Origin of the sequence: Gordonia asplenii (assembly GCF_012933505.1) — a bacterium.
GTDB lineage: Bacteria > Actinomycetota > Actinomycetes > Mycobacteriales > Mycobacteriaceae > Gordonia > Gordonia asplenii.
The window spans coordinates 22095-47281 of record NZ_JABBNB010000037.1 but is presented as its reverse complement, the minus strand read 5'-3'; the positions used below and the strand labels follow the sequence as shown (position 1 = coordinate 47281).

Here is a 25187-nt window from a genome sequence, read left to right as displayed (position 1 = left end):
TCTCAGCCACAACGACTTTCGATGATGCGCGCCAATATCGGAGATCTCACCCGGCAAGTGAGGCGTGTGCCCTCTACGGGTGCACACGCCTCGATGTTCGATTCCATCGCAGTTCGACACGTGCGCCACCATCAAATGCATTGTGGTACAGGGGTTTCGACACGCTCGTCGCTAGCGCTCCTCGCGGCTCAACCAGCAGATGCAGTGCCCGGACCGGTGAAACCAGGCTCAACCAAGGCTCAATCACCGGCTCAATCAACGGGGATGGACTGCGCGTGCTCAATCAACGGGAGCGGACTGCGCGCTCAATCAACGGGTGCGGACTGACTTCGCTTGCTCAACAGCTTCCAATCGCCATCGGTGCACCCGACCCGACGCCACACGAAAAGACCCGACCCCAGGCCCCTGGGATCGGGTCTTTCGTCTACGACGGCTCAGGCCTCTTCGGCGGCGAGCCTGCGCATCAGTTTGCGGACTGCGACTTTCGCCGCGTCCGCGCGAACGGTCACGTCGCGGCGGGGGCCGTCGTCGTCGATGACCCGCTGGATCGTCTCCAGTGCGCGGTGCACCGAACGGTAGTAGTCGCGCATCACCGGTTCCATCGTTCCGGTGGCCGCGGCCGACGGCGTGTAGTTGCGGCTGACGCGCCACGTGTGTGCGGTTGTGCGCTCATCGATCGGAGTGATCGCGTGGGTGAAGTACGACGTCTTGGTTCCGTCCTGCTCGCCGTGGCCGTCGACGCTGATGTCCCAGCGGTCGACCCAGAGGCCGGGGGACAGGAACGTCCCCTCCTCACGTTGAGCGTGTTGCGAGTCCGCGGGAACCTCGAGGATCTCGGCCTGCCAGGGTTGCAGCGCCGACGCCGGGTAATCGCGACTGAACGAGACGGTCAGCTCGTTGACGGTGACGACGATCTCCGGCGTCTGGCTCGACAGGACCGGCGGAGCGGCCACCGGATCGAGGTGCGCGATGTGGGTGATGTCGGCGAAGTTGTCCTGCAGGAGTGTCGCATTCGCCTCCACGACCCAGCTGTCGCCGAATGTCGTCCAGTCCGGCGAGGTCAGCCAGCCGAGTGCGGGAATCTCTCGCCGCGCCGCTCGACCGGGCGATCCCGGCCAGACCCAGATGAGGCCGTCCTGCTCGCGTACCGGGTAGGCGTGCACGTGCGCGCCGATGGGAACCAGCGACTGCGTCGGCACGCTGCGCACCGCGCCGTCCGGGCCGTAGACGAATCCGCTGTAGCCGCAACGGATGTCGTCGCCTTCGACGCGGCCGAGGCTGAGCGGATAGGACGAGTGGCAACACCGGTCGTCGAGCGCGACGGCGTCGCCGCGGCTGTCGCGATAGACCACGACGCGTTTGCCGAGGACGCGGCAGGCCGAGGGCTGTCGGCCGACGCTCGTGCTCGTTGCGACGGCGTACCAGCTGCCGGTGGGGAAGTCGATCGACGCCGCGCGCCGCTCAGTTCCAGAGGTGGAAGTCATGTTCGGTTCCTTCGCTGCGGGAGTGATCAGATGTCGAGGACGAGTCGGGGACCGCGGCAACGGGAGACGCAGATCATCATGGTTTCGTTCGCGGCGCGCTCATCCTCGTCTAGGACGCTGTCGCGGTGATCGACCTCGCCGTCGAGGACGTCGGTCTCACAGGTGCCGCAGATGCCTGCGAGGCAGGAACCGAGCACGCTGAGGTCGTTCTCGCGGGCGACGGTGAAGACCGACTTGTCGGCCGGTACCTTGGCCTCGATGCCCGACTGTGCGAAGACCACGGTGAACTCGGAGTCACCGGAGGTGTCCACCTCTTGCGCGGCGAAACGCTCTGTGTGCAAGGCCCCCGACGGCCACGTCTCGCACGTGGATTCGATGGCGTCGAGCAGCGGTGTCGGTCCGCAGCAGTAGACGAGGGTGTCGGCCGCCGGCGTTCCGAGGATCGCTTGCAGGTCGAGGTGTCCGCTCTCGTCCTGCGGGACCAGGGTCACCTTGTCGCCGTACTGCGCGAGCTCGTCGGTGAAAGCCATCGATGCGCGGGTACGTCCGCCGTAGTGCAGACGCCACGACGCGCCCGCGGCCTGCGCCTCGGCGATCATCGGCAGGATCGGGGTGATGCCGATGCCGCCCGCGACGAACTCGTACGACGGCGCTGCGGCGAGAACGAAGTGATTGCGCGGGCCCCGTACGCGGATGGTGTCACCGACCGTGAGGTTCTCGTGCACGGCGCGCGAGCCGCCGCGGCTGTCCGGCGTCAAGAGGACGGCGACACGCCAGCGGCCGTGGTCGGCCGGATCGCCGGAGAGGGAGTATTGCCGGACGAGGTCGGGGCCGAGGATCAGGTCCACGTGCGCGCCGGGCGTCCATGCCGGCAGAGCGGAATCGTCTAGCGGCGTGAGCTCGATCGACAGCACGCCGTCGGACACTCGATCGAGGGCGCTTATTCGCAGATCGAACTCGGTCTCTCTGACAACTGTTTCGGTGACTGTCATGTCCCTGCCTCTGACGTTACTGATAATTCATTCGGGTACAAACGATATGGCATGACGTGCCGTTACGCAAGGGATTTCGGGCTTCGGTCGCGGCTTTTCCAACGGTCGGCGGTGTATTGTTTGGATACGAACAATGTGTAGGATGTGGTGCATGCGAGCCCTCATCCTCTCCCATGACCACGTCTCTCCGGCCGGACCCGTCGGTGAGCGACTCGTCGAGCGTGGCTACGACGTTTCGTCACACCAGGTCGTTCCCGCCGAGCGCTTCGCGTCGCCGAACGTGACGACGGATCTACCAGATCCGACGACCTTCGACGCGATCGTGACGATGGGGGCCGCGTGGTCGGTGTACGACGAGGCGACGATCGGCAACTGGGTCGGCGCGGAGATCGACATGATGGCCACCGCCGACGACGCCGGCGTTCCGGTGCTCGGGATCTGTTTCGGCGGTCAAGTGCTCGCCACGACGCACGGCGGAGTGGTCTACCGCTCATCGACGCCGGAGTTGGGGTGGCGCACGGTGTTCAGCGACGACGAGGGGGTCGTGCCCGGCGGCGACTGGTTCCAGTGGCATTACGACCGCTGGGACGTGCCGCCGAAGGCGACCGAACTCGCGCGCAACGCCGCGTCGTCGCAGGGCTTCGTGATTCGACGCAACCTGGCCGTCCAGTTTCATCCGGAGTTGAACGCCGCGATGCTAATCGGGTGGCTCGACAACGGCGGTGACCGGCAGCTGGAGGCCGCCGGCCACGACGTGCGGGCGCTCATCGACGACACCTCGGCTCGGGAGGGAGAATCCCGGATACGCGCGCAGCGACTGGTGGACGGCTTCCTCGACGTGGTCGCGCGGAACTGACCGACGCGGCCCGCCGCGACATATTGCCAATCCTGCAAGACGTCGTGCCCTTCACGCACAGCGTCGGTACGGTGAAAGGCATGAACGCATCTCGAGAAGATCAATCGGCCGATGTCGTCGTCGTGGGCGGCGGTTCTGCGGGGCTCTCCGCCGCGATCGCACTCGCCCGTTCGCTGCGGTCCGTCATCGTCGTCGACGCCGGGCAACCCCGGAACGCTCCGGCCGACCATGCGCACAATGTGCTTGGGCGAGAAGGCGTTTCACCACTCGATCTGCTCGCCGCGGGTCGAACGGAAGCGCTGGGCTACGGCGTCGAGTTCGTCGACGCCGAGGTCACCGCTGCTACCCGGTCAGCCGACAGGTTCGTTCTCACCACGGCGTCGGGCCGCGAAATCCGTTCGCGCCGACTCATTCTGGCGACGGGCCTCACCGATGTGCTGCCCGACGTCGACGGCGTGCGTGAATGTTGGGGCGCCACCGTGCTGCATTGTCCGTACTGCCACGGCTACGAAGTACGCGGGCAACGGATCGCCATCCTCGCCACCGGTCCGATGGCTGTGCATCAGGCACTCTTGTTCGGTCAGCTCAGTGACGACGTGACGATGTTCGCGCACACCGCCGACCTCGACGAGGCCGCGCGTGGTCAGCTCGCCGCGGTCGGCATCGCGGTGGTCGACGGCGAAGTGGCCAGACTCGCGCATGATGGTCGTCTGGTCGGCGCCGTGGTGCTCGCCGACGGAACCGAGCACGGCGTCGACGCGGTGGTCGTCGGTCCGCGTTTCGAGGCGCGCGCGGACATCTATCGCCGGCTCGGCGGCGAGGTCTCCGACCATCCGATGGGGACGTTCGTGGAGACCGACCTGATGCGCAAGACGGCCGTCGACGGTGTGTGGGCCGCGGGAAACATCACCGATTTGAGCGCGATGGTATCGGCGTCGTCGGGTTCCGGGGTGATGGCGGGCGCCGCGGTCAATGCCGACCTGGTCGCCGAGGAAGCGGCGTCGGCGCTGGTGGCGAGTCAGGTGTGAACGCGCACTCCGGCGCTGCGCAGCGCATCGAACCACTCGTCCGGAACGAGTGCGCGCGGAATTAGGCGTATTGCGCCGCCGAGAGATCGAACGACGATAATTGACGCCGATTGGTCCACGCGCGATATCGACGAGAAGTGCAGACGTTCGTAGACACTGTCGTGCAGGACTACATCCATGGAGTCGCTCTGGACGGACGCCGCGTAGACGTAGGTGTGCATTGACCGGTCGCCGGTGAGAAGTGCGACGAACTGAGGAACGAGTGTTCGTGTTTGGATCCAATTGGCGGCGATGACAGTGGGTATCGCGGCGACGAGTATCAAGACGAGCAAGACCCAATCGACATTCTGGACTCCCGTGATCGCAATCGCCATGACGGCGACGAGCGCGAACGTCAGAACCGGCAAGCGAGCACGTCGTGGCGTGCGCGCATACAGTCGAGCGGCGTCGCGGGCCATTCCATTGATGTCGGTGTGTGCGATGTGGACTACTGACGCTGGGTTGGCGAGAACAGGAAACGGTTGCGAGGGAGCCGCATCATGAGAGGAGGTGAAGCTCATACTCGGTACAGTACAGATCGGACACCGATACCCCTCGGGGGTGAGCGCGTCGTCGCCTCAGCTGTGCTCCGCGATCAGCATTTCCGCGCGGCGCCGGAGCTCGTCGTTGGCGCCGACATAGGTGAGCAGCGTGCGCAGCGTATCGACGCCCTCGACGATGCGCTGCGCGAACAGGTAGCCGAGTCCGCGGTAGAAGTCGATCCACGGGTCGCGCCCGTACTCGGTGGCCGCACGCTCTCCGACCGATATCATCACCCGGCCGTTCTCCGGTTCGGCCGACAGCATCCACAGCAGGTCGCGCGCCACCTGAACACCGATCTCCCAATCGATCTCGATGCGGTTGTGCCACAGGTAATCCAGCAGCCACAGTGAATCGGCACCGCGCCCGAGCTGCCGGTAGACGATGCTCAGCGTGTACACGCCGTCGAGTCGTTGCGTATAGGCGATGTACTGCTTGATCCAGTACTCGGCCTCGGCGTAGTTGCCTTTCGCCATGTAGGCGTCGGCGAGGAGCCGTAGCGCGGGCATGAAGTCGGGGGCGCTGATCATCAGGTCGGTGAGGATGTCGATGGCGTCGTCGTAGAGCCCGTAACCGAAGGCGCGATCGGCCGACTGTGTTGTCGCGTACAGCGCGTCGAAGTGGTCTGACCAGGTGCCGTACACCTCTTTCGGGCCGTGGAGATCGAAGCGCAACTCGCCGAAATCGGACTCGATGGTGGCTACGCCGTAGTCGCCGCGGGGCGGAAGATAGTGCGCGACAAGGGCATTCAGGTCGAAGACGTCGAGGTTCACTTCGCGGGGCGGTGGCGTGGGACCGGCACCCGATCCGCCGCCCGCGGTGACGGTGCTCAGGCCGTTGACGCGTGCGCGAAGGTCGAGGAAGGGTTGTGCCAGCCGGTCGTCGGGTGCGAGTTCGGGCAGCACGGTGCTGATGATGCGCCGCGCATCGTCGGCATGCGACTCCAGGATGTGCCCGAACGCCATGTAGTACATGAAGACCGGGTCGGTGCCGTGGCGCAGGATCGCCAGGTCGGCGGCATCGCGCAGCCCGACGGCGTCGAAGGTCCGCGCCAGCGACGCGAGGTAGCTCTCGCAGACCACCTTGTCGTCGTCCGACGCCGATCCGTCGCGATGCTCCCACGCGTAGGAATGCAGCGCGAGCGCGTCGGCGGTGCGCCCGGCCCGGCCGTACAACGATCCCAGTGCGACGACGCTGCGCAGATCGCCGTCGAGCGCGACGGCCTGCCGGTACCAGTACTGCGCGTTGCGGGTGTCGTCTGCCGACTCGTGCAACGCGCCCAGCATGCGGGCGATGTCGACATTTCCCGGGGCGGCCTCACCGACTTTCGTCAGCAGCGTGATCGCGTCGGCGATCCGACCCTCGGCGGCGATCCGCGCCGCATTGGTCAGGGCCGTCTGCGCCTCCGGCGTGCGCCCGTCGTCGCGCACGGGGGCGTCGCCGAAGATGTCGTAGCGCAACTGTCCGAACGGGGTCATGCGCATCGTGGTACGCGTGGTGCGTTTGGGCTCGGAATGCGCGAGCAGACCGTGCAGTTCGGTGGGATCGGTCGACACTGGACGAGACTATCAGCGCCGTCGGCGGCTGTGGGCGTAGGTGAACATCGCTGGTCGCAGCCCCGCGGTGAATCCGGTGACCAGGCGGGTCCGCCCGCGTCGATCGAGCCGTGCGAACACCTGCCACATCGCCGCGATCACTCCGGCCAGGTCGGTCCGCGATGACAGGTAGGCGTACTGCGACGTCGGCGCCAGACCGAAGAACGCGTCGAAGAACGCCACCAGTTCGTCGGGGCTCATCCGCAGAATCGCCGTCAGCCCGGCCGCACGGAGCCGATACACCGCGCGGGCAGACGGTGGCCACAATGCCTTTCGCGGATCCTCGCCCGCGGTCAGCGCCTCGACGACGACGTCGGCGGCCGACAGCGACGCCGCCACCGAATAGCCGGTCGCCGGATGCATCAGCCCGCCTGCCGCGCCGAACCGCAGCGGTTCGTCGGCGCCACGACGCCATGGCGGCCGCGGGGTGAGCAGCGGAAAGTCCACCAGCTCGACGTCGGGGTCGGTGCCGGCGGCGTCCGGCGGCGCTCCGCCGATCCGGGACGCGGTGAGCTGCGCGAGCCGGTGCAGATCGACCGGCGGCGCACCGGCCAGACAGGTCTCCTCGACGAGTTCGATCGACGACCCCAGCGCGATGCGATAGCTGAACGTCGACGTCGGGGCCGACGCCGCGCGACGCCAGTCCATCACGACCATCTCGCCGCCCGACGCCGCGCGGCGAACGCCGACGGCGGTCTGACGGGGGACCGCGTGTTCCGCCGTGCGAGGCGTGCCGCGGGCGTCGATAACCGTTGTCGCGGAGAGAGTTTCGCCGGTGACGAGGCGGACCTGATGCCGGCTGACCGACGCGGCGCTCGCGGCGATCACCCGAGCCTCGCACGAGCTCAGCGACTGCTGCAGGCGACCGGTCGCCAACACGCTGTAGCCCCGCTCGACGACCCGTCGACCGGGGGTGTAGACCGTCGCCGACGAGGCGCCGGCGGCGATGCACTCGGCGTCGAGCCAGGGCGGCAGCTCGTCGGTCCACGCGCCGTAGGTCGCGCGCCACGGCCGCTGCGGGTCGGGATCGACCAGCGCGACCGACAGGCCCGCTCGTGCGGCCCGACAGCTCAGCGCACGGCCCGCGGGACCGGCTCCGGCGACGATGAGATCGAGGTCGGCGGGCATGGCCGACAGCCTACCTGCCTGCACGAATCGGGTATTGCCGCTGTTCACCGGTAACATCGTCGGTCGTGATTACCGCGACCGACCTCGAAGTGCGCGCGGGCGCCCGCACATTGCTGTCGGCGCCCGGCTCTGCGCTGCGCATCGCCCCCGGCGACCGGATCGGCCTCGTCGGCCGCAACGGCGCGGGCAAGACCACCACGCTGCGCATCCTGGCCGGCGAGACCGAGCCGTACGCGGGCACCATATTGCGCAACGGTGAGCTCGGCTACCTGCCGCAGGATCCCAAAGAGGGCGACCTGTCGGTGCTCGCCAAGGACCGCGTCCTCTCCGCGCGCGGCCTCGATTCCATCCTGCGTAATATGGAAAAGCAGCAGGCGCTGATGGCCGAGACCGCCGACGACAAGGTCCGCGACCGGGCCGTCCGCAAATACGGGCAGCTCGAAGAACGCTTCGCCGCGCTCGGCGGGTACGTCGCCGAATCCGAGGCCGCCCGCATCTGCAACAGCCTCGGCCTACCGGATCGAGTTCTGGCGCAACCGCTTTCGACGCTCTCCGGCGGTCAGCGACGGCGCATCGAACTGGCCCGCATCCTCTTTGCCGCGTCCGACGGCAGCGGCAAGTCCGACACCACCCTGCTCCTCGACGAGCCGACCAACCACCTCGACGCCGACTCGATCACCTGGCTGCGCAGTTTCTTGCAGAACCACGACGGCGGGCTCGTCGTGATCAGCCACGACGTCGACCTGCTCGCCGACGTCGTGAACCGCGTCTGGTTCCTCGACGCCGTGCGCGGCGAGGCCGACATCTACAACATGAGCTGGAAGCGCTACCTCGACGCCCGCGCCACCGACGAGCAGCGCCGCAAACGTGAACGCGCCAACGCGGAGAAGAAGGCCGGAGCGCTGCGCGCGCAGGCGGCCAAACTCGGTGCCAAGGCCACCAAGGCGACCGCGGCACAACAGATGCTCAAGCGCGCCGAGCGCATGATGAACGAACTCGACGACGAGATCGTGGCCGATCGGACCGCGCGGATCCGGTTCCCGGAACCCGCGACGTGCGGCAAGACTCCGCTCATGGCGTCGAACCTCACCAAGATGTACGGCTCGCTGGAGATCTTTGCCGGCGTGGATCTCGCGATCGACAAGGGCAGCCGCGTCGTGGTGCTCGGCCTCAACGGCGCGGGCAAGACCACCCTGCTGAAACTCCTTGCGGGAGTGGAGAAACCCGACACCGGGGAACTTGAGCCCGGCTATGGGCTCAAGATCGGGTACTTCGCGCAGGAGCATGACACGCTCGACGACGCCGCCACCGTCTGGGAGAACATCCGGCACGCGGCACCTGACGCAGGCGAACAGGACCTGCGTGGCCTGCTCGGTGCGTTCATGTTCTCCGGCCCGCAGCTCGACCAACCCGCGGGCACGCTGTCCGGCGGTGAGAAGACACGTCTCACGTTGGCGGGACTGGTGTCGTCGGCCGCCAATGTGCTGCTGCTCGACGAGCCGACCAACAACCTCGATCCGGTGTCTCGCGAACAGGTCCTCGACGCCCTGCGTTCCTACACCGGGGCGGTGGTACTGGTCACCCACGACCCCGGTGCGGCGGCGGCATTGGAGCCGGAACGAGTGATCTTGCTGCCCGACGGCACCGAAGATCACTGGTCCGACGAGTATCAGGAACTCATCGAGCTCGCCTGATTCGAGTAGTTCACCACTCGTCGGATCTGTGCGACGTCAGCTGATCATTGATCGAGAACGGCGTAGATCGCGTTGTTCGTCGAAGATCAGCAGACTAGGAGTGGTCATGCGCAGGTTCAGTGCAAGCATCGGCGCCCTCATACTCGGGTTCGCCCTACTCGTCGCATCGGCTGGAGCGGGCAACGCGACACCGACGTTGAAGTTCCCGCCGAAGACGTTTCAGTTCTTCCGAACTCACGTCGACATCACCATCGGCATCGCGGGAAACGCGCCGCCACCCACCGTGGTGGTGTTCGACACGAAGTCCGGCAAGGTCGCGGCAACGGCTCAATATTACGGTTGGGCGGTATCCGGAAGGAGCTATCGCTACGTCGCGACGATCAGCGGCCCGGGTGTCTTCGATCTGCGGGTCACCGGCACGAAGAGCCAGATGTCGCCGAACTGCTGCTACAGCATCGGCTGGGGCGGCAACGGCAAGGGGCCGGTGACGGTCAACGCATCCACCCCACGGACTATCCAGATGTCCTCGAACGAGCAGACGCTGCACTGAGCGGCGCATGCGCGTCCTACTTCGGCCAATACTGTTTGCGCAGTTCGCCTTTCACGAGCTTTCCGGTGGGCGTACGCGGCAGTGCGTCGAGGAAGTCGACGCTGCGGGGTGCCTTGTAGTGCGCGAGGCGCGCCATGGTGAACGCGATCAGTTCGTCGGCGAGTTCGTCGGTCCCGACTACCCCGTCGGCGAGCTGCACGCACGCCTTGACCTGTTCGCCCATCTCCGGGTCCGGGATGCCGATCACCGCGACGTCGTACACGGCCGGGTGGTTGACCAGGACGTTCTCGGCTTCCTGCGGGTAGATGTTCACTCCGCCGGAGATGATCATGAACGCCTTGCGGTCGGTGAGGTAGAGGTACCCGTCTTCGTCGAGGTACCCCATGTCGCCGGTCGTGGCCCAATTCGAGTGCGCCGGATGTTGCGCGGCAACGGTTTTCGCGTCGTCGTTGTGGTAGCGGAAGGGGACGTCGTCGCGCTCGAAGTAGATCACCCCCACCTGGCCGGCCGGCAGGTCGTCGCCCTCGTCGTCGACGATATGCGGGACGCCCAGCAGGGCCCGCCCGACCGAGCCCGGGTGCTCGAGCGCCTCGGTGGGGCCGATGAAGGTGGCGCCCGCGGCTTCGGTCGACGCGTAGTACTCGTGGATGACCGGACCCCACCAGTCGATCATCGCCTTCTTGACCTCGACGGGGCAGGGCGCGGCGGCGTGGACGGCGACCTGGAGACTGCTGACGTCGTAGGAGTCGCGAACTTCCTTGGGCAGCTTCAGCATTCGGATGAACATCGTCGGCACCCACTGACTGTGCGTCACCCGGTAGGTCTCGATGTGCGAGAGTGCGAGTTCCGGATCGAATCGATCCATCAGGATGATGGTGCCGCCGACCGACGCCGTCACGCCGCAATAGCGCAGGGGAGCGGCGTGATACACGGGTGCGGGGGACAGGTAGACAGTGTCCGAGGAGAACCCGTACAGCGGTGCGAAGATCGCGGTGTATTGATCGGGCACCTCGTCGACCTGCCCCTCCGGCGGCGGGATCTTGATGCCCTTGGGGCGTCCGGTCGTGCCCGACGAATACAACATGTCGGTGCCGCGCGGCTGCGACGGCAACGGGTTCGTCGACGCGGTGGCGAGAATCTCGGCATAGTCGTCGAAGCCGGGAATGCTTCCGGCCCAAGCGATTCGGTGACCGGTGACGGACAGATCGGCGATCTCGGCGGACTTGGACACCGCGTCGGCGACGGTCGCACTCGCGAACAGCACCTTGGCGCCGCAGTCGCCGAGGATGTAGTTCACCTCGTCGGCGGTCAGGTGATTGTTGACCACCGTGACGTAGAGCCCGCTACGCAACGCGGCCCAGTAGACGTCGAAGGCGCGCAGATCGTTGTCGGTGACGACGGCGACCGAATCGCCCGCCGCGAGGCCCAGGGACCGAAGGTGGTTGGCCACCTTGAGTGAATTCTCGTCGAGTTGTCGGTAGGTGACTTGCTCGCCGGTGGCGGGACGGATGACCGCGGGCTTGTCGGGTGTGGTGGCAACGAAGGATCCGGGAAACACAGGCGGTGAACTCCTCAACACGAAACGGAAGGTGCGCTCGACACTACACCGACCGTTCGCTCGGTAGGAACACTCTGAACAACTTGTGTCACGAGGCGCGGTGTCCCCGCTAAGAACGAATCGCTGTCTAGGCCGGAATCAAGGTCTGCGGCAAGCGAAGCTGGGTCGCATGCGACATCGCGATGGGTGCGGTGTCGATCCAGGGCCGAGTGGCGGCGCGGGGCACTACCCGCGAATTCAGTGCCCGTACGAATTCGCCGCATGACCCGAATCTGTCGGCCGGGTCGCTCGCGAGGGCACGGCGCAGCACGGCGTCGAATCCGGCGAGCGCGGAATCGACGGCGCCGAGCGGCTCGGGGGCACGGAAACGTCGTGCGGCCAGTGCGCTCTGCAGCGTTCCGTCGTCGAGAAAGGGCGGGAAGCCCGCCAGCATCGTGTACACCGTGCAGGCCAATCCGTATTGGTCTGAGCGGGGACCGCACAGTTCTCCGCGCAGTGCTTCGGGTGGAGCGGTGGTTAGCGTTCCGACGAACGACGGGTCGGCGGGCCCGGGCGCCCGCAGCCAGTATCGTGCGATGCCGAAGTCGATGAGGGTCGCGCCGCCGATGCGGCCGGTCGGGGTGCGTTCGACCATGATGTTGGCGGCCTTCACATCACAGTGAATGATGCCGGCGGTGTGAATGTGGTCGAGGGCGTCGGCGATCTGGCGCGCGACGTCGAGGACTTCACCCGCGCGCAGCCGACCGGCGCGCGTCAGATCCACTCCGGGAATCTGCGGCATCGTCATCCAGGTGAGGTGGTGTCCGGCGGCGGTGACCGCACGCCCCGATCCGAACGGACGCACGATCCGCGGGTGTCGCAGAGCCGTCATCAGCGCTGCTTCCCGTCGCACATCGGTGGAACCGGGCCCCATCGGGCTGTCGGCGGGTGCCGCCTTGAGCGCGCAGCGGCCGATGCTCGGGTGATGTGCGACGAAGACCTGACCCATTCCGCCACGGCCCAGCACCGCGTCGACGCGGTGACCCGCAACGATGTCTCCGACGGTCACGGTCGGTACGGCGGTCGCGGTTGGCTGCTCCATGGCGACAACCTTCGCCGATGCCGCTTGGAGCCTACTTGGTCCTCACTTGGCGATGGACTTGAACAGGGTTCAGCGCGTCGGGGTCGGCTGGCTTACCCGCTGCCACTGATAGCGACCCGAACTGAGGTAGACGCACACCACACGAGTTCCATTGGCGCTCTGCCGCGTCGACGACGCTTCGCTCTTCGAGCAGGGCGAACCGGGGTTGGGAGTGCTGGCGGATGCAGCGGCTGGAAGTACGAGAGAGACGACCGCCGCGATGGAGCAAGCAGTCAGTGAGATCGCTAGGCGGTACTTCACGTAACTAACAATACTGTGTGTTGCAGCGCAATATCTACCCATTTGTGGAGATTCATTCAACTCGTCGTCAGCAGGCCCCGGACATCGTCGGCGGTGATGCCCGCGGCGAACGCGTTGCCGTCGTCGACGACGGCGTTGAAGAGTTCGCGCTTGCGTTCCTGCAGTTCGACGACCTTTTCCTCGATCGTCGCAGCCGAGACCAGCCGATACACATTGACCGGACGTTGCTGACCGATGCGGTGGGCGCGATCGACGGCCTGCGCTTCGGCCGCCGGATTCCACCACGGGTCACAGACGAAGCAATAGTCGGCTTGGGTGAGGTTCAGGCCGAAACCACCCGCCTTGAGGCTGATCAGGAACACCGACACCCGTCCCTCGGTGAAATCGGCGATCGCCCGTTTGCGGTTGCGGGCGCTCATCGACCCGTCGAGGTACGCGTAGCCGATGCCGGCGGCGTCGAAGGCCTGTCGCAGTAGGTCGAGGAAACCGGTGAACGTGGAGAAGATCAGCGCATTGTGGTCCTCGGCGATCAACTCGGGAATCTGCTCGGCGAGATAGTCGACCTTGGCCGAAGCGACGTCGAGGTGCTCGGCGTCGACGAGACCCGGATGCAGGCTCAACTGCCTCATCCGGGTCAGCGCCCGCAGGATCATGAACTGATTCGACTCCCAGTCGTCGAGCAGACCCAGAACCTTCTGCCGTTCGCGCGCCAGATGCGTGTCGTACAACTTGCGATGCTTGGCGCCCAAGGGCAGCGATAGCACCTGCTCCTGCTTGGGCGGGAGATCGGTGACCACGTCGGTCTTGGTGCGGCGCAGCATCAGCGGCTTGATGCGCCGACGCAGCGTCGCCAACTGTTCGGGAGCTTCACCGGCTTCGATCGGCTTGGCGAAGTACTCCCGGAAGGTCGTCGGTGACGCGAACAGACCGGGCGCGCCCACCGAGAGCAACGACCACAACTCCATCAGATTGTTCTCCATCGGAGTACCGGTGATCGCCAGTTTGAACGGCGCCCGGATACGGCGCGCAGCCTTGTGCGTCTTGCCGTTGTGATTCTTGATGAATTGGGCTTCGTCGAAGATCGCACCCGACCATTCGATGGCGTCGAAGGCCTCGAAGTCGATGCGCAGCAGGGTGTAGCTCGTCACGACGATGCGCGCGTCGCCGATCTGATCGGTGAGGTCCGCTCCCGCGCGTGCCTGCGTCGACACCACCTCGCAGACCCCGAGGGCCGGCGTGAAGCGCCGGACCTCAGCGGCCCAGTTGGAGATCACACTGGTCGGTGCGACGACGAGGAAGCGCGCGGTCGGGTCGGCGTCGACGGCCCGGCTGATCAACGCCAGCGTCTGCAGCGTTTTGCCCAGGCCCATGTCGTCGGCGAGGATTCCGCCGAGTTGGTTGTCCCACAGGAAGCTGAGCCAGTCCAGACCGTCCTGCTGATAATGCCGCAGCTGGGCATCGAGGCCGGGCGACGGCGTCACCGAGTGCGGCGGACGTGCCTCAGACAGTCGTTTGAGGCGCTCGTGCCAGGCCGATACCTGTTCGTCGACGACGCCGAGCTCGAGAAGCTCTTCCCAGAGCGTGACGTTGAAGGTCGCGGCGTTGACCTGCTCGTGGTCGAGCTCGCCCATGGCCCGCGCCTCGGCGAGGAGCTCGCCCAGGCGGGTGAGTTCGGGGGCGTCGAGTGCGAAGTAGGTGCCGTCGTCGAGCACCATGTGCGTCGCGCCCCGCGCCAACTCGGCGATCACCGACGAGATCGGGAGGGCGTGGTCGTCGACGATCAGGTTGATCGCGAGGTCGAACCAATCGTGCTCGGGGGCGTCGTCTCCGTCGGCGGTCGAGAAGCGGATCTCCGGCGGCGTCGCGGGCAATCGGAAGTCGATCTCTTCGCCCTGCCACACCACTCGGACCAGCTCGGACACCTCGAGTTTCGGCACGATCTCGTTGGACAGCACCGCGAGCTCGGCGGGCGACAGCGCCAGCGGCGTCTGTACCACCCGCAGCGGCGCACCGCGCACAGCTTCAGCGACCGAGGGGCTCGTGGACAACGAGGTCAGCACCGAGAACACCTCGGTCGCGCGCATCAGACCGGGGGTGGCGTGAATGTGCTCGATCGCCTGGTAGCGCCAGGTGCCGCAGGCGAGGGCGACGGTCTCTAGTTCACCGCGCGCGGCCTGCCACGCCCGGTCCTCGGCGGCCGCATCCCGAATGCGGCTCGAGCGTACGGCCGAGTCGGCGTCGAACGACCTGATCTGTCCGTCGACGTCGTAGGCGATCTGCCAGGTGAGGGCCGCGCCGACATCGCTGGCACAGATTTCCAGCTGTACGATCGGCGCGCTGATCACCGGTGGACTGAAGATCTCGTCGGAGACCCGCACGTCGCGACGCCGAGTCAACATCGGCAATGCTTCGGTGAACTCCTCGACGTCGGCGTCGGGGATCGAGATACCCCGCTGAGTGCCGAACAGATTGGTCTCGGTCACCGTCAGCGGGGATTCGAACGAGCCGATCCACAGCGTCGAATCGTCGACGACGAAGGCGCCCGACGCCCGCGGGCGGCCGACCATCGTCATCGTCGAACCGTCGACCCGCCGCCCGTTGAGCAGCGCATTGGGCACCAGTCGCAGACCGGAATCGTCGCGCACGACGTCGAGCTGCACGGCCAACGTCTCGGCGAGCGCCACGGTCGACGCGTCGAATCCTTCGCAGGCCAGCACCACGCCGGCGGCGACGGCGTCGGCGAGGCTGCGCCAGAAGTCCGGGGGAGCGGTCACCAGAGTGAGCGTGTCGCGGTTGAAGTAGCCGCTGGTGCCGGTCAGCGCCCGCATGACGTCGCGCAGCGCAGATGCTTGCAGCGGATGGTATTCGTCGAGTTCGAAACTCGCCGACAGTGTCTTCCAGGTCGCCTTCGACTTGATCCAGCGGCCGCGCGCACCCAGCGTGATCGGGCGCAACTCGATGATCGCGCCCGCCCCGCGGAGGTCGCGGCGGGTGATCATCAGCCCCAGCGGCGACGTCTGGGTCCGGGGCCGATCATGGCTCTCCTCGGCTTCGACTTCGGCCACGTACCGACGCCAGACGGCGCCGTCGTTGCCGCGCACCAATTTCGACCCCTCGGCGATGATCAGCGCGACGGCGTGTTTGCAGTCGAAGGCCACCGGACAACTACATCTGGTGCTCACGACCCGCGGCGGCGTCGAATTGATCACGAAGTCGACGACGGTGCGGTAGACATGCCCGCCCGAGCCGCGGCAACTCGCCGCGAGCCGACGGCCGTCCGGCGACCAGCTCGCGTCGGTGATGCGGTCCTGGCGGGCATAGGCGGTACCGCGCTCGATCGCACCGGCGGGAAACGACTCGAGAAGGTCGCTCACGGTGAACGGGGTGGATGGCGGCATGCAAGACAATCTACGGGTCCCCACCGACCGATCCGGGCACCGCGGGCCGGAGTCGGGGATAACCGAGTCTGCCGTGACAGCTGTGGAAACACGCCGCCGCTGCTGCTCACCGGCTCACAGGTAGGTCCCGACCGGCAGTGCCGGTGCATGGGAACCTTCGCCGACGACGTCGAGCAAGGTAGCGGTGGTGATCGCCGCTCCCGCCACCAACAGCGCGCGCCGGACCGCTTCGCTCACGTCGGCGCCGCTGCTGCCCGCGGGAAACGCCGAAGCGACGAGCGCGACGTCGATGGTCGAGGCGTCCGCACCGGGTACCCGGCCCAGCGCGCTGCGCAGCATGTGCGCGATCGCCTCCGGCGACGGCTCGTCGAGCGTGATGATCGAGTCGAAGCGGGCCGATCGGGTCGCCGCGCCGTCGAGCGCCCGCGGATCGTTGGTGGTGGCAATGGTGAGCACGTCGTCGTGCTGTGCCACGCCGTCGAGCGCGGAGAGGAACGCCGCCAGCCCGGTGTCGCTGCCGACGCCACGCCGATGGACGTACAGATCGACGTCGTCGAGGATGATGACGACCCTGCCGAAGACTCGCGCATGCGCGTAGATCTGCAGCAGATACGACGACGCCGCGGTGGCGTCGGCGAGGATGATCGTGAATTCGCCCGCCAGTTCGGCGGCGACGGCACGCGTGATCGCCGTCTTGCCGACTCCGGGGGCACCGGCGAGCAGCACACCCCGGCTCGACGAGAAACCCGCTGCTCGCAGCAGGTCGCGGCGCCGGGTGACCGAGGACACGGTGAGGTCGATCTCCGCCCAGACGTCCGCGGGCACAATCACGTCGGTACGCCTGGTCTGCGGCGTCGCGATCACCGACAACACCAGTCCCACTGCACCCACGCCGGCGAGCAACGCACGCCCGCGCAACGGATTTCGGGCGTCGATCATCGACCGCAGATCACTGACGAGGCGGGTCACGTGGTCGGTCGCGCCGGGCCCGGCGAGGATGATGAGCTCCGACTCGCCCGCGGGATAACTCAGACTCGCGTCGATCTGGATCGCCACCGTGACCGGCAGCAGTGTGCTCGCGTCGAAGACGGCGGTCAGGTTCGCGGGCACCACGACCTCGTCGGTCCCGACCTCGTAGTTCTTCCACTTGGGCGGACGGTCGTAGGGGCCGGCGCCGATCTCCGGGCTGTGCTTCTCGATCAGCTCACCGATCACCAGCCCGGCGGCGATGATGTTGCCCGCCACCAATTCCATTGTCTGGCTGGTCAATTCGGATCGTCGAGCGTTGAGCCGACGGGTGAGCAGTGCGGCTGCCTCCTCGTCCGACGGCGCGCCACCGTCGGCCAACGCGTCGACGAGGACGCCGAGAGTGCGGCGTAGGGTAGCGCGATCGCTGTGCGTAGTCATGTCTTTCACTGGTTCGAATGCTGTGGTCCGCCCGCCGGTCGGTGGACAAGATCGCTGACCTTACCGGCCGGTGGCGTGGTCGTCATCTCATTATTCGGAGAATGACCGGGCGGGCTTATACGCTGGTCGATTGTGGATTCATTGGTGGAAGGTCTGAGCTACGCGGTCGATGACGTGGCGGTCGATCCCGAGCACGTCGCCGAGTTCTCGGCGGTGCTCGGTGCGCCCGACGACATCGTGCCGCCGAGCTATTTCAATGTCGTGCTGATGGGTGTCGTCGGGGAATTCGTGATGAGCGGGCTGGTGCCGCAGCACGGCGTCGTGCACACCGCCGAAGCCGCGACGTACAAGCGGTCGCTGCGGCTCGGCGAAGTCGTGTCGACGACGCTGGAGGTCACCGCGGTTCGACGCCGCGCGGGCGCGGTCTCGGTGACCACGCTGACCAAGGTGAACGCGCCGGCCGAGCCGGAGATCGCCGTCGTCACCACGACGATCGCATTCGAGGAAGAAGGGGCCGCGGCCGATGAGTGAACAGACCGACGTCGTGTGGACCGCCGAGGAGATCATCGACACCGAACGCGTGCGGCGCTACGGCGTCGTCGCGGGCGACTCGAACGCCATTCACACCGACCCGGAGGCGGCCCGTGCCGCGGGTCTTCCGGCGCCCGTCGCGCACGGGATGCTCACCGCCGGAATCGTGCTGGGGCACGCGACGCGATGGGCCACCGAGAACGGCTTCGTGCTCGCCGGATATGACACCCGCTTCGTGGCGCCGGTCTACGTGACTCCGGGAGACCCTGCACGACTTCAACTTTCGGCCAAGCGGTCGCGTCCCGACCGCCTCGACATCTCCGTCGCCGTGGTCACCGAGGAGGGGACGAAGGCCGTGCTGCGGCCGATGCGCGTCCAGATCGCACCGCTCGACGCTCAGTAGGCGCGCCGCCGGCCGGGCAGGCTAGTGTCGGAGTCATGAAAACTGGCGATCGCGCACCCGACTTCGAACTGCCCGACCAGAACGGTCAACTGCGAAAATTGTCCACGCTGCTCGCCGACGGCCCGGTGGTGCTGTTCTTCTATCCGGCCGCCGGGACGGCTGGCTGCACCAAGGAAGCGTGCCACTTCCGTGATCTGGCAAGCGAATTCGCCCAGGCCGGCGTGCAACGTGTCGGCATCAGCCGCGACGCCGTCGACAAGCAGCAGAACTGGGCGGACAAACACTCCTTCGACTATCCGCTGCTCGCCGACGTCGACGGAAGCGTGGCAACCGCCTACGACGTCGCGCGCGGGTCGCTGCTCGGCAAGTTCATGCCCACCAAGCGCACGACCTTCGCGATCCGCGCCGACGGCACCATCGCCGCCGTCGTCGCCTCGGAAGTGAACATGGACACCCACGCCGACCAGGCTCTCGCGGCGCTCGCCGGCTGACGTCGCGGTCGACGCGCCGCAAGTGGGAATATCGCACGTGTGTTCCCGCGTTGTTCTAGGTCGGCGGGGTGACCGATGATCGATACGTAGGACGAGCAGAACGTCCGGCGAGCAGGGAAGTGGCGGTGCGTGTGAATATGGCTGAGTCGAGAATGTTCGCATCGCTGGCCGTACCCAACTACCGCACCTACTTCACCGGCGCGGTCATCTCCAACGTCGGCACCTGGATTCAGCGCGTCGCCCAAGACTGGCTCGTCCTGCAACTGTCCGGCGGCTCCGCGGTGGCGGTCGGCATCACGACCGCACTGCAGTTCCTGCCCGCGCTGCTCTTGTCGCCGGTCGGCGGGCTGCTCGCCGACCGGATGGACAAACGCCTGCTGCTCGCCATCACCCAGACCTGGATGGCCTGCTCGGCGCTCGCACTGGGTCTGCTGACCGTACTCGGCGCCGCGCAGACCTGGCACGTGTACGTCATCGCGTTGATCTTCGGCATCGGCTCGGCGGTCGACGTCCCCGCCCGGCAGTCATTCGTGACCGAGGTCGCCGGACGTGAACATCTGACCAATGCGATCGGTCTCAACAGCACCTCGTTCAACGTCGCGCGATTGATCGGGCCGGGTCTGGCCGGGCTCATCATCGCGGCGTGGGGCAGCGGCTGGGCGATCCTGACCAACGCGCTGAGCTATGTGGCGATGCTGATCGCACTCGCCCTGCTGGATACGTCCAAGCTGGACCGGTCGACGCCCGCTCCACGCGCGAAAGGTCAAGTGCGCGAAGGCTTTCGATATGTGGCTCAGCGCCCCGAACTGCTGATTGCGCTCGGTGTGGGCTTCGCGGTGGGAACCTTCGCCCTGAACTTCCAACTGACCAACGCCGTGATGGTGCAGCACGAATTCCATCTGGGGCCGGAATCGTACGGCGTTCTCGGCTCGGTGATGGGAATCGGTTCGCTCGCCGGTGCGCTGCTGGCCGCCCGCCGACAGTCGGCCCCGGGACTGCGGTTCGTCGTCGGGACGTCGGTCATCTTCGGGTTGATCCTCGCGGTCAGCGGACTGACACCGACCTACGCCACCTACGCACTGTCCCTGCCGCTCGTCGGACTGGCCGGCCTGTTGACGATGACCGCGACGAACATGTTCGTTCAGACCAACGCCGACGACCACGTCCGCGGTCGAGTGATGGCGCTCTACACGATGGTCCTGATGGGTGGCACGCCGGTCGGATCGCCGCTGATGGGATGGCTCGCCGAGGAGTTCGGTCCGCGCGCGCCGCTGATCGGCGGAGCCGTGTTGCAACTCGGCACCATCGCACTGGTCGTCGTAGCGGTCGGCTGGCACGCTCGGCGTCGGGGGCTGGGGGAGCCGCTCGACGGCGAGAGCGCGTTGGCGGCGCCGAAATCGGAGCGGTGATCGACTCGCGGGGAGTCAGCTCGACGTTCGCCTCGTCTGGCACTCAGAGAGTTGTATGACGTTGCGCTTCTCTGCCGGTTGAGCCTGGTTTCACAGGTCCGGGCACTTCATCTGCTGGTTGAGCCGTGAGGAGCGCAAGCGCGCCGTACTGAGCGAGGCGCTAGCCGAGTCGAAGTGACGAGCGTGTCGAAACCCCTGTACCACAATGCATTTGATGGTAGCGCACGTGTCGAACACGCCACTAGACCGGGTCTTCATACTGCAGTAACGGTTCGTTGTCACCGGTGGGGCTGATGAGGCTGGCGCGGTCGGGCTTGTCACGTCGGCGTTCGGCTCAGGTGTCGGCCGGGTCGTGGCCTGCCGTGCATCGGTCGGGGGCGACGCGTGAGTTGACCAGCAGACGGGCCCGGCAGACCACACACCAACCCGATTTCCGGCGACGGTCGCCGGCTAGAACAGGTCGCACCCGCCGGGGACGAGGTCTCGCCGTTGAAAGCTCTCGATGCTCATCAGGCGTTCGAGCGCCTCGGGCTCCAGCGCGGCCATCGACTTCAGCGTCCGGCTGCGGTTGAACTCGGTGTGGTGGGCTTTGATCGCCTGCCACTTCTTCGCCTGCCACGCCCCGACGTCGGCGATGACGTCGATGCGATCGGCCGGGGTACCGGGAATTGCGATCGGGTCGGTGGTCTTGGCGACGAGCCGATTCCAGCCGCCGGCCATCTGCTCCTCGCCGATCGTCACGAAGTACAGCGACTGAACCTGCCACGCGGCGCCCCGGTCGATGTACATGTGCGAGTCGGCGGCCGCTTCGACGGCGGCCAGCGCCACCCGATGGGCGTGGATGTGGTCGGGGTGGCCGTAGACGCCGTAGGCGTCGTAGGTGATGACGATATGCGGCTTGACGTCGCGGATGTACTCGACCACCGCGCCGACGGCGTCGTTGAGCCGTGAGTCGACGAACTTCGGCTGGTCGGGGGCGGATTCGGGCACGCCGCCGTCGGCGTATCCGAGCATCTTGGGGGGATGATCGACGCCGAGCTGGGCGAGTGCGTCGATCAACTCGAGGTGACGCGGCGTCCCCGTGGCCCATGTGCAGGTGACGGTGTCGACGATGCCGCCGCGCTCGATGTGGCGGGCCAGCGTTCCGCCGGTCCAGATGGACTCATCGTCGGGGTGTGCATGCACACCGAGGATGCGAGGCACATCACCTGTCACCGCTGCTCCCTGCGTCGATCAGTCTGCCGTTGCGACCGCTCCACCATAGCCGCCCGAGAGCACTGTCCGAGCCGCTCGCTAGACTCTGTGCTGGCTCTCACAACCGATTTCGTGGGAGCTGGCGGCGCGCGGGGGTGTCTAGCGGACCGGACCCGCGCGCACGAAGGATTATTGACGGTTGAGCATTTCCCGGAGGGTCAGTCGATGAGTTCCCAGGCCGAGACATTCGAGTTTCAGGCGCAGACACAGCAGTTGTTGGACCTCATGGTCCATTCCGTCTACTCCAACAAAGACAGTTTCCTGCGTGAGCTGATCTCCAACTCGTCGGACGCACTGGACAAGCTGCGCATCGAGTCGCTGCAGGACAAGGACCTCGACGTCGACACGTCGAACCTGCACATCATGCTCGACACCAACGAGGAACTGCGGACCCTCACCGTCGCCGACAACGGCATCGGCATGAGCCGCGACGACGTGATCGGCCTGATCGGCACGCTCGCCCGCTCGGGCACCGGCGAACTGCGCCAGAAGCTCGCGCAGGCTAAGGACGCGGCCGCGTCGGAGGAACTCATCGGTCAGTTCGGCATCGGGTTCTATTCGACCTTCATGGTCGCCGACACCGTCACCCTCGTCACCAAGCGGGCCGGGGAGAGCGTCGGAACGCGCTGGCAGTCCACCGGCGGCGGTACCTACACCATCGAAGAGGCACCCGACGCCCCGCAGGGCACGTCGGTCACCCTGCACCTCAAGCCGGCCGACGACGAGAACCACCTCTACGACTACACGAGCGAACACAAGCTTCGTGAACTGGTGAAACGCTACAGCGACTTCATCAGCTGGCCGATCCGCATCGAGGTGGAGAAGCCCGCTCCCAAGCCGGCCGACGACGACGAATCCGAGTCCGACGCGACGCCGGAGACGATCACCGAGATCCAGACGATCAACTCCCGCAAGGCGTTGTGGGCCAAGACACGCGACGAGGTCTCCGACGAGGAGTACGCCGACTTCTACCGGCATGTGAGCCACGCGTGGGACACCCCGCTGGAGATCATCACTCTCAAGGCCGAGGGCACCTTCGAGTACCAGGCGCTGCTGTTCATCCCGAGCCAGGCGCCGTTCGACCTGTTCATGCGCGAGCGCTCCGGCGGCATCCATCTCTACGTCAAGCGCGTGTTCATCATGGAGGACTCGGAGAATCTGCTTCCGGAGTACCTGCGTTTCGTCAAGGGCGTCGTCGACGCCGCCGACCTCTCCCTCAACGTCTCCCGCGAGATTCTGCAGCAGGACCGTCAGATCCGCGCCATTCGACGCCGGTTGACCAAGAAGGTCATCTCGACGGTCACCGACCTGCAGTCGTCGCGCCCCGACGACTACAAGACGTTCTGGACCCAGTTCGGCCGCGTCTTCAAGGAAGGTCTGGTCAACGACCCCGACAACAAGGACGCGATCCTCAAGGCGTCGTCATTCGAATCGACGACATCCGACGACGGATTCACCACGCTCGACGAGTACATCTCGCGGATGAAATCCGGGCAGGACGTCATCTACTACATGACCGGCGAGTCGCGCACGCAGATCGAGAACTCGCCGCACATGGAAGCGTTGCGCGCCAAGGGATTCGAGGTCCTCCTGCTATCCGATCCGGTCGACGAGATGTGGGTCGACAGCGTCGGCGACTACAGCGATCACCGCTTCCAGTCGATCGCCAAGGGCGCCGTCGACCTCGACGCCGGAGACACCGAAGACGAGAAGAAGGCCGCCGACGAAGCGCAGGCCAAGCGCAACGAAGAGTTCGCTGACCTGCTGACTTGGCTCGGCACGGCCCTGTCCGACGACATCACCGAGGCGCGGATCTCGACCCGGTTGACCGAGTCCGCGGCAGTGCTCGTCGGGGACGCGTTCAGCATGTCGCCCCAGCTGGAAAAGCTGTATCGGGCCTCTGGCCAGCCGATTCCGCGGTCCAAGCGAGCTCTCGAGCTCAATCCGGACCACCCCCTCGTCGTCGCGCTGCGTGCCGCTCACGCCGCTGACGCCGACGCCGCCGAACTCGTCGACTCGGCGAAGCTGGTCTACGGTATGGCATTGATAGCCGAGGGAGGCGAGCTGGAGGATCCCGCCGCGTTCGCCCGGCTGTTGGCCGATTCGTTGACCCGGGCGCTCGCGCCCGAGGGCGACGCCCCCGAACAGGACACGGAGCAATGACGAACCCGCAGGATCCCAACCACCCACAGGATCCCAGTCACCAGCAGTGGGCGCAGACGCAGATCAACACCGCCGGCGGTCAGCCGGGCGCACCGTTCAGCGACGCGCAGTACTCCGGTGGCCAGCCGCAGTACCCGGCCACCACCGGCGACGTGTGGTCGCAGCAGCAAGCCCCCGGCTACGGCCCGTCTGGGCCTCAGTTCGGCCACACCGGGCCGCAGCAGTTCGGCACCGGCCCGGTCCCCGGCGGTGCGCCCGCATGGGGACCCGGCCCGAACGGGATGCCCAAGAAGAGCAACAAGGGCCTGTTCATCGGGCTGGGCATCGGCGCCGCGGTACTCGTCGTCGTGCTGGTGGTCTCGCTCGTCGTCATGTTCACCGGCGGTGACGACTCGACCGGCAGCCCCGAGGCAGCCGTGCAGACGTATCTGAACGCGCTGGCCGGCGGAGACGCCAAGAAGGCGCTGAGCGTGTCGGTGACGCCGGCGTCGGAGGATCTGCTGACCGACGAGATCGTGAAGAAGCAGCGCGAATCGGCCCCGATCACCGACATCACGGTGCGCAAGCCGGATACCAATCTCAGCACCATGGCGACGGTGAACGCCACCTACAAGCACGGAGACAAGAACGTCGACGAGGACATTCGGGTACGCAAGTCGGGTGACGAGTGGAAGCTCGACAACGGTGCGCTCGCCATCACCTTGAGCTCGACGAACAAGATTCCCGGATTGTCGCTGTTCGGCGTCGACGTCTCCGACGACACCAAGATCTATGTCTTCCCCGGCCCGCTGGTGTGGGGATCGTCGAACGCGAACATCAACGTCACCGATTCGAAGAAGCAGTTCCCGCTGGGTCCCGAGGACTACACGTTCTATCCTTCGCTGGACACGAGTCTGAGCACGCAGGGCAAACAGGTGGTCGATTCCGCGATCAACTCCTACATGACCAACTGCGCGACGTCGACGCAGGCCAAGGCCAGCACCGACCGGCCCGGCTGTGACCAGTCGACCTACCGCTCGACGGTTCCCGGCAGTGTCCGCTGGACCAAGCCCACCGACCTCAGCGGCCTCACCTATCGTTTCGACTACGACGACCCGAACAAGGTGAAGGTGTCCGGCAGCGTCTCCTGGTCGTACTCGTACACCTCGACCTACGACGGTGCGCAGACCGACACCACCACCGACTATCTGAGCGGCACCATCGATCTGTCGGCGTCCACGCCGACGTTCACGGCGTCGAACTGACGCGAGAGATCATCGACGACACCGGTCGCCCTGATGGGCGTC

At 66.4% G+C, this 25187-nt stretch carries 20 protein-coding genes; 10 read left to right on the top strand and 10 right to left on the bottom strand.

What is annotated here, in order from left to right; genetic code table 11:
* Window positions 1-434 precede the first annotated feature (434 nt).
* Both HH308_RS25415 and HH308_RS25410 read right to left on the bottom strand, forming a co-directional pair.
* The gene (locus tag HH308_RS25415) at window positions 435-1484 is read right to left on the bottom strand and encodes a Rieske 2Fe-2S domain-containing protein (protein WP_170197065.1); all 1050 of its coding nucleotides are present in this window, start codon (window positions 1482-1484) and stop codon (window positions 435-437) included.
* A 26-nt stretch (window positions 1485-1510) separates the two neighbouring features.
* Window positions 1511-2476 carry a PDR/VanB family oxidoreductase gene (locus HH308_RS25410; RefSeq protein WP_170197064.1) on the bottom strand — a complete coding sequence of 322 codons (966 nt, stop codon included), beginning with the start codon at window positions 2474-2476 and terminating at the stop codon, window positions 1511-1513.
* Between the two features lie 151 nt (window positions 2477-2627).
* On the opposite strand from HH308_RS25410, the gene HH308_RS25405 reads away from it, so the two are divergent.
* Both HH308_RS25405 and HH308_RS25400 read left to right on the top strand, forming a co-directional pair.
* Window positions 2628-3332 carry a type 1 glutamine amidotransferase gene (locus HH308_RS25405; RefSeq protein ID WP_170197063.1) on the top strand — a complete coding sequence of 235 codons (705 nt, stop codon included), beginning with the start codon at window positions 2628-2630 and terminating at the stop codon, window positions 3330-3332.
* 80 nt (window positions 3333-3412) lie between these two features.
* Complete coding sequence (locus HH308_RS25400) at window positions 3413-4360, top strand: NAD(P)/FAD-dependent oxidoreductase (RefSeq protein ID WP_170197062.1); 948 nt, start codon at window positions 3413-3415, stop codon at window positions 4358-4360.
* On the opposite strand, the gene HH308_RS25395 is transcribed toward HH308_RS25400, so the two are convergent.
* Genes HH308_RS25395 through HH308_RS25385 form a run of 3 tightly spaced genes read right to left on the bottom strand, consistent with a single transcriptional unit; the run spans window position 4351 to window position 7710 of the window.
* Window positions 4351-4920 carry a hypothetical protein gene (locus HH308_RS25395; RefSeq protein ID WP_170197061.1) on the bottom strand — a complete coding sequence of 190 codons (570 nt, stop codon included), beginning with the start codon at window positions 4918-4920 and terminating at the stop codon, window positions 4351-4353. The two genes, HH308_RS25400 and HH308_RS25395, sit on opposite strands and share 10 nt — an antisense overlap.
* A gap of 57 nt (window positions 4921-4977) precedes the next feature.
* A complete protein-coding gene (locus tag HH308_RS30575) occupies window positions 4978-6495 on the bottom strand; it encodes a tetratricopeptide repeat protein (protein WP_170197060.1) in 1518 nt (505 codons plus the stop codon).
* A gap of 12 nt (window positions 6496-6507) precedes the next feature.
* Window positions 6508-7710: a lycopene cyclase family protein gene (locus HH308_RS25385; RefSeq protein WP_170197059.1), complete on the bottom strand. Its 1203-nt coding sequence runs from the start codon at window positions 7708-7710 to the stop codon at window positions 6508-6510.
* Window positions 7711-7727: 17 nt separating this feature from the next.
* Here HH308_RS25385 and HH308_RS25380 point away from each other — a divergent pair, with 17 nt between their 5' ends.
* A complete protein-coding gene (locus tag HH308_RS25380; protein WP_170197058.1) occupies window positions 7728-9356 on the top strand; it encodes an ABC-F family ATP-binding cassette domain-containing protein in 1629 nt (542 codons plus the stop codon).
* Window positions 9357-9462: 106 nt separating this feature from the next.
* The gene (locus HH308_RS25375) at window positions 9463-9906 is read left to right on the top strand and encodes a hypothetical protein (RefSeq protein WP_170197057.1); all 444 of its coding nucleotides are present in this window, start codon (window positions 9463-9465) and stop codon (window positions 9904-9906) included.
* Window positions 9907-9922: 16 nt separating this feature from the next.
* Here the strand turns inward: HH308_RS25375 and HH308_RS25370 are convergent, their stop codons facing one another.
* From HH308_RS25370 to HH308_RS25355, 4 genes are all read right to left on the bottom strand, one after another.
* Entirely contained in the window at window positions 9923-11464 is a 1542-nt protein-coding gene (locus HH308_RS25370; RefSeq protein ID WP_170197056.1) for an acyl-CoA synthetase, read from the bottom strand.
* Window positions 11465-11591: 127 nt separating this feature from the next.
* Window positions 11592-12545, bottom strand: a complete 954-nt coding sequence (locus tag HH308_RS25365) for a serine/threonine-protein kinase (protein ID WP_170197055.1) — start codon at window positions 12543-12545, stop codon at window positions 11592-11594.
* A gap of 356 nt (window positions 12546-12901) precedes the next feature.
* On the bottom strand, window positions 12902-16243 hold the full coding sequence (locus HH308_RS25360; RefSeq protein WP_170197054.1) for a DEAD/DEAH box helicase: 3342 nt from the start codon (window positions 16241-16243) through the stop codon (window positions 12902-12904).
* Window positions 16244-16357: 114 nt separating this feature from the next.
* A complete protein-coding gene (locus HH308_RS25355) occupies window positions 16358-17650 on the bottom strand; it encodes an AAA family ATPase (protein WP_170197053.1) in 1293 nt (430 codons plus the stop codon).
* A 132-nt stretch (window positions 17651-17782) separates the two neighbouring features.
* Here HH308_RS25355 and HH308_RS25350 point away from each other — a divergent pair, with 132 nt between their 5' ends.
* The 4 genes from HH308_RS25350 (at window position 17783) to HH308_RS25335 (ending at window position 20484) form a co-directional block, all read left to right on the top strand.
* A complete protein-coding gene (locus tag HH308_RS25350) occupies window positions 17783-18181 on the top strand; it encodes an FAS1-like dehydratase domain-containing protein (RefSeq protein WP_170197052.1) in 399 nt (132 codons plus the stop codon).
* Window positions 18174-18584 carry a MaoC family dehydratase gene (locus HH308_RS25345; protein WP_170197051.1) on the top strand — a complete coding sequence of 137 codons (411 nt, stop codon included), beginning with the start codon at window positions 18174-18176 and terminating at the stop codon, window positions 18582-18584. The genes HH308_RS25350 and HH308_RS25345 overlap by 8 nt, the downstream gene beginning before the upstream one ends.
* Before the next feature lie 35 nt (window positions 18585-18619).
* A complete protein-coding gene (locus HH308_RS25340; RefSeq protein ID WP_170197050.1) occupies window positions 18620-19075 on the top strand; it encodes a peroxiredoxin in 456 nt (151 codons plus the stop codon).
* Window positions 19076-19212: 137 nt separating this feature from the next.
* On the top strand, window positions 19213-20484 hold the full coding sequence (locus HH308_RS25335) for an MFS transporter (RefSeq protein ID WP_246284837.1): 1272 nt from the start codon (window positions 19213-19215) through the stop codon (window positions 20482-20484).
* Window positions 20485-20934: 450 nt separating this feature from the next.
* On the opposite strand, the gene HH308_RS25330 is transcribed toward HH308_RS25335, so the two are convergent.
* Window positions 20935-21699 carry a PIG-L family deacetylase gene (locus tag HH308_RS25330; protein ID WP_312870852.1) on the bottom strand — a complete coding sequence of 255 codons (765 nt, stop codon included), beginning with the start codon at window positions 21697-21699 and terminating at the stop codon, window positions 20935-20937.
* 204 nt (window positions 21700-21903) lie between these two features.
* On the opposite strand from HH308_RS25330, the gene htpG reads away from it, so the two are divergent.
* Together htpG and HH308_RS25320 are read left to right on the top strand one after the other, a co-directional pair.
* Window positions 21904-23901, top strand: a complete 1998-nt coding sequence (gene htpG / locus HH308_RS25325; protein WP_170197049.1) for a molecular chaperone HtpG — start codon at window positions 21904-21906, stop codon at window positions 23899-23901.
* Window positions 23898-25145 carry a DUF4878 domain-containing protein gene (locus HH308_RS25320; RefSeq protein WP_170197048.1) on the top strand — a complete coding sequence of 416 codons (1248 nt, stop codon included), beginning with the start codon at window positions 23898-23900 and terminating at the stop codon, window positions 25143-25145. Before htpG ends, HH308_RS25320 begins: the two co-directional genes overlap by 4 nt.
* Window positions 25146-25187 lie beyond the last annotated feature (42 nt).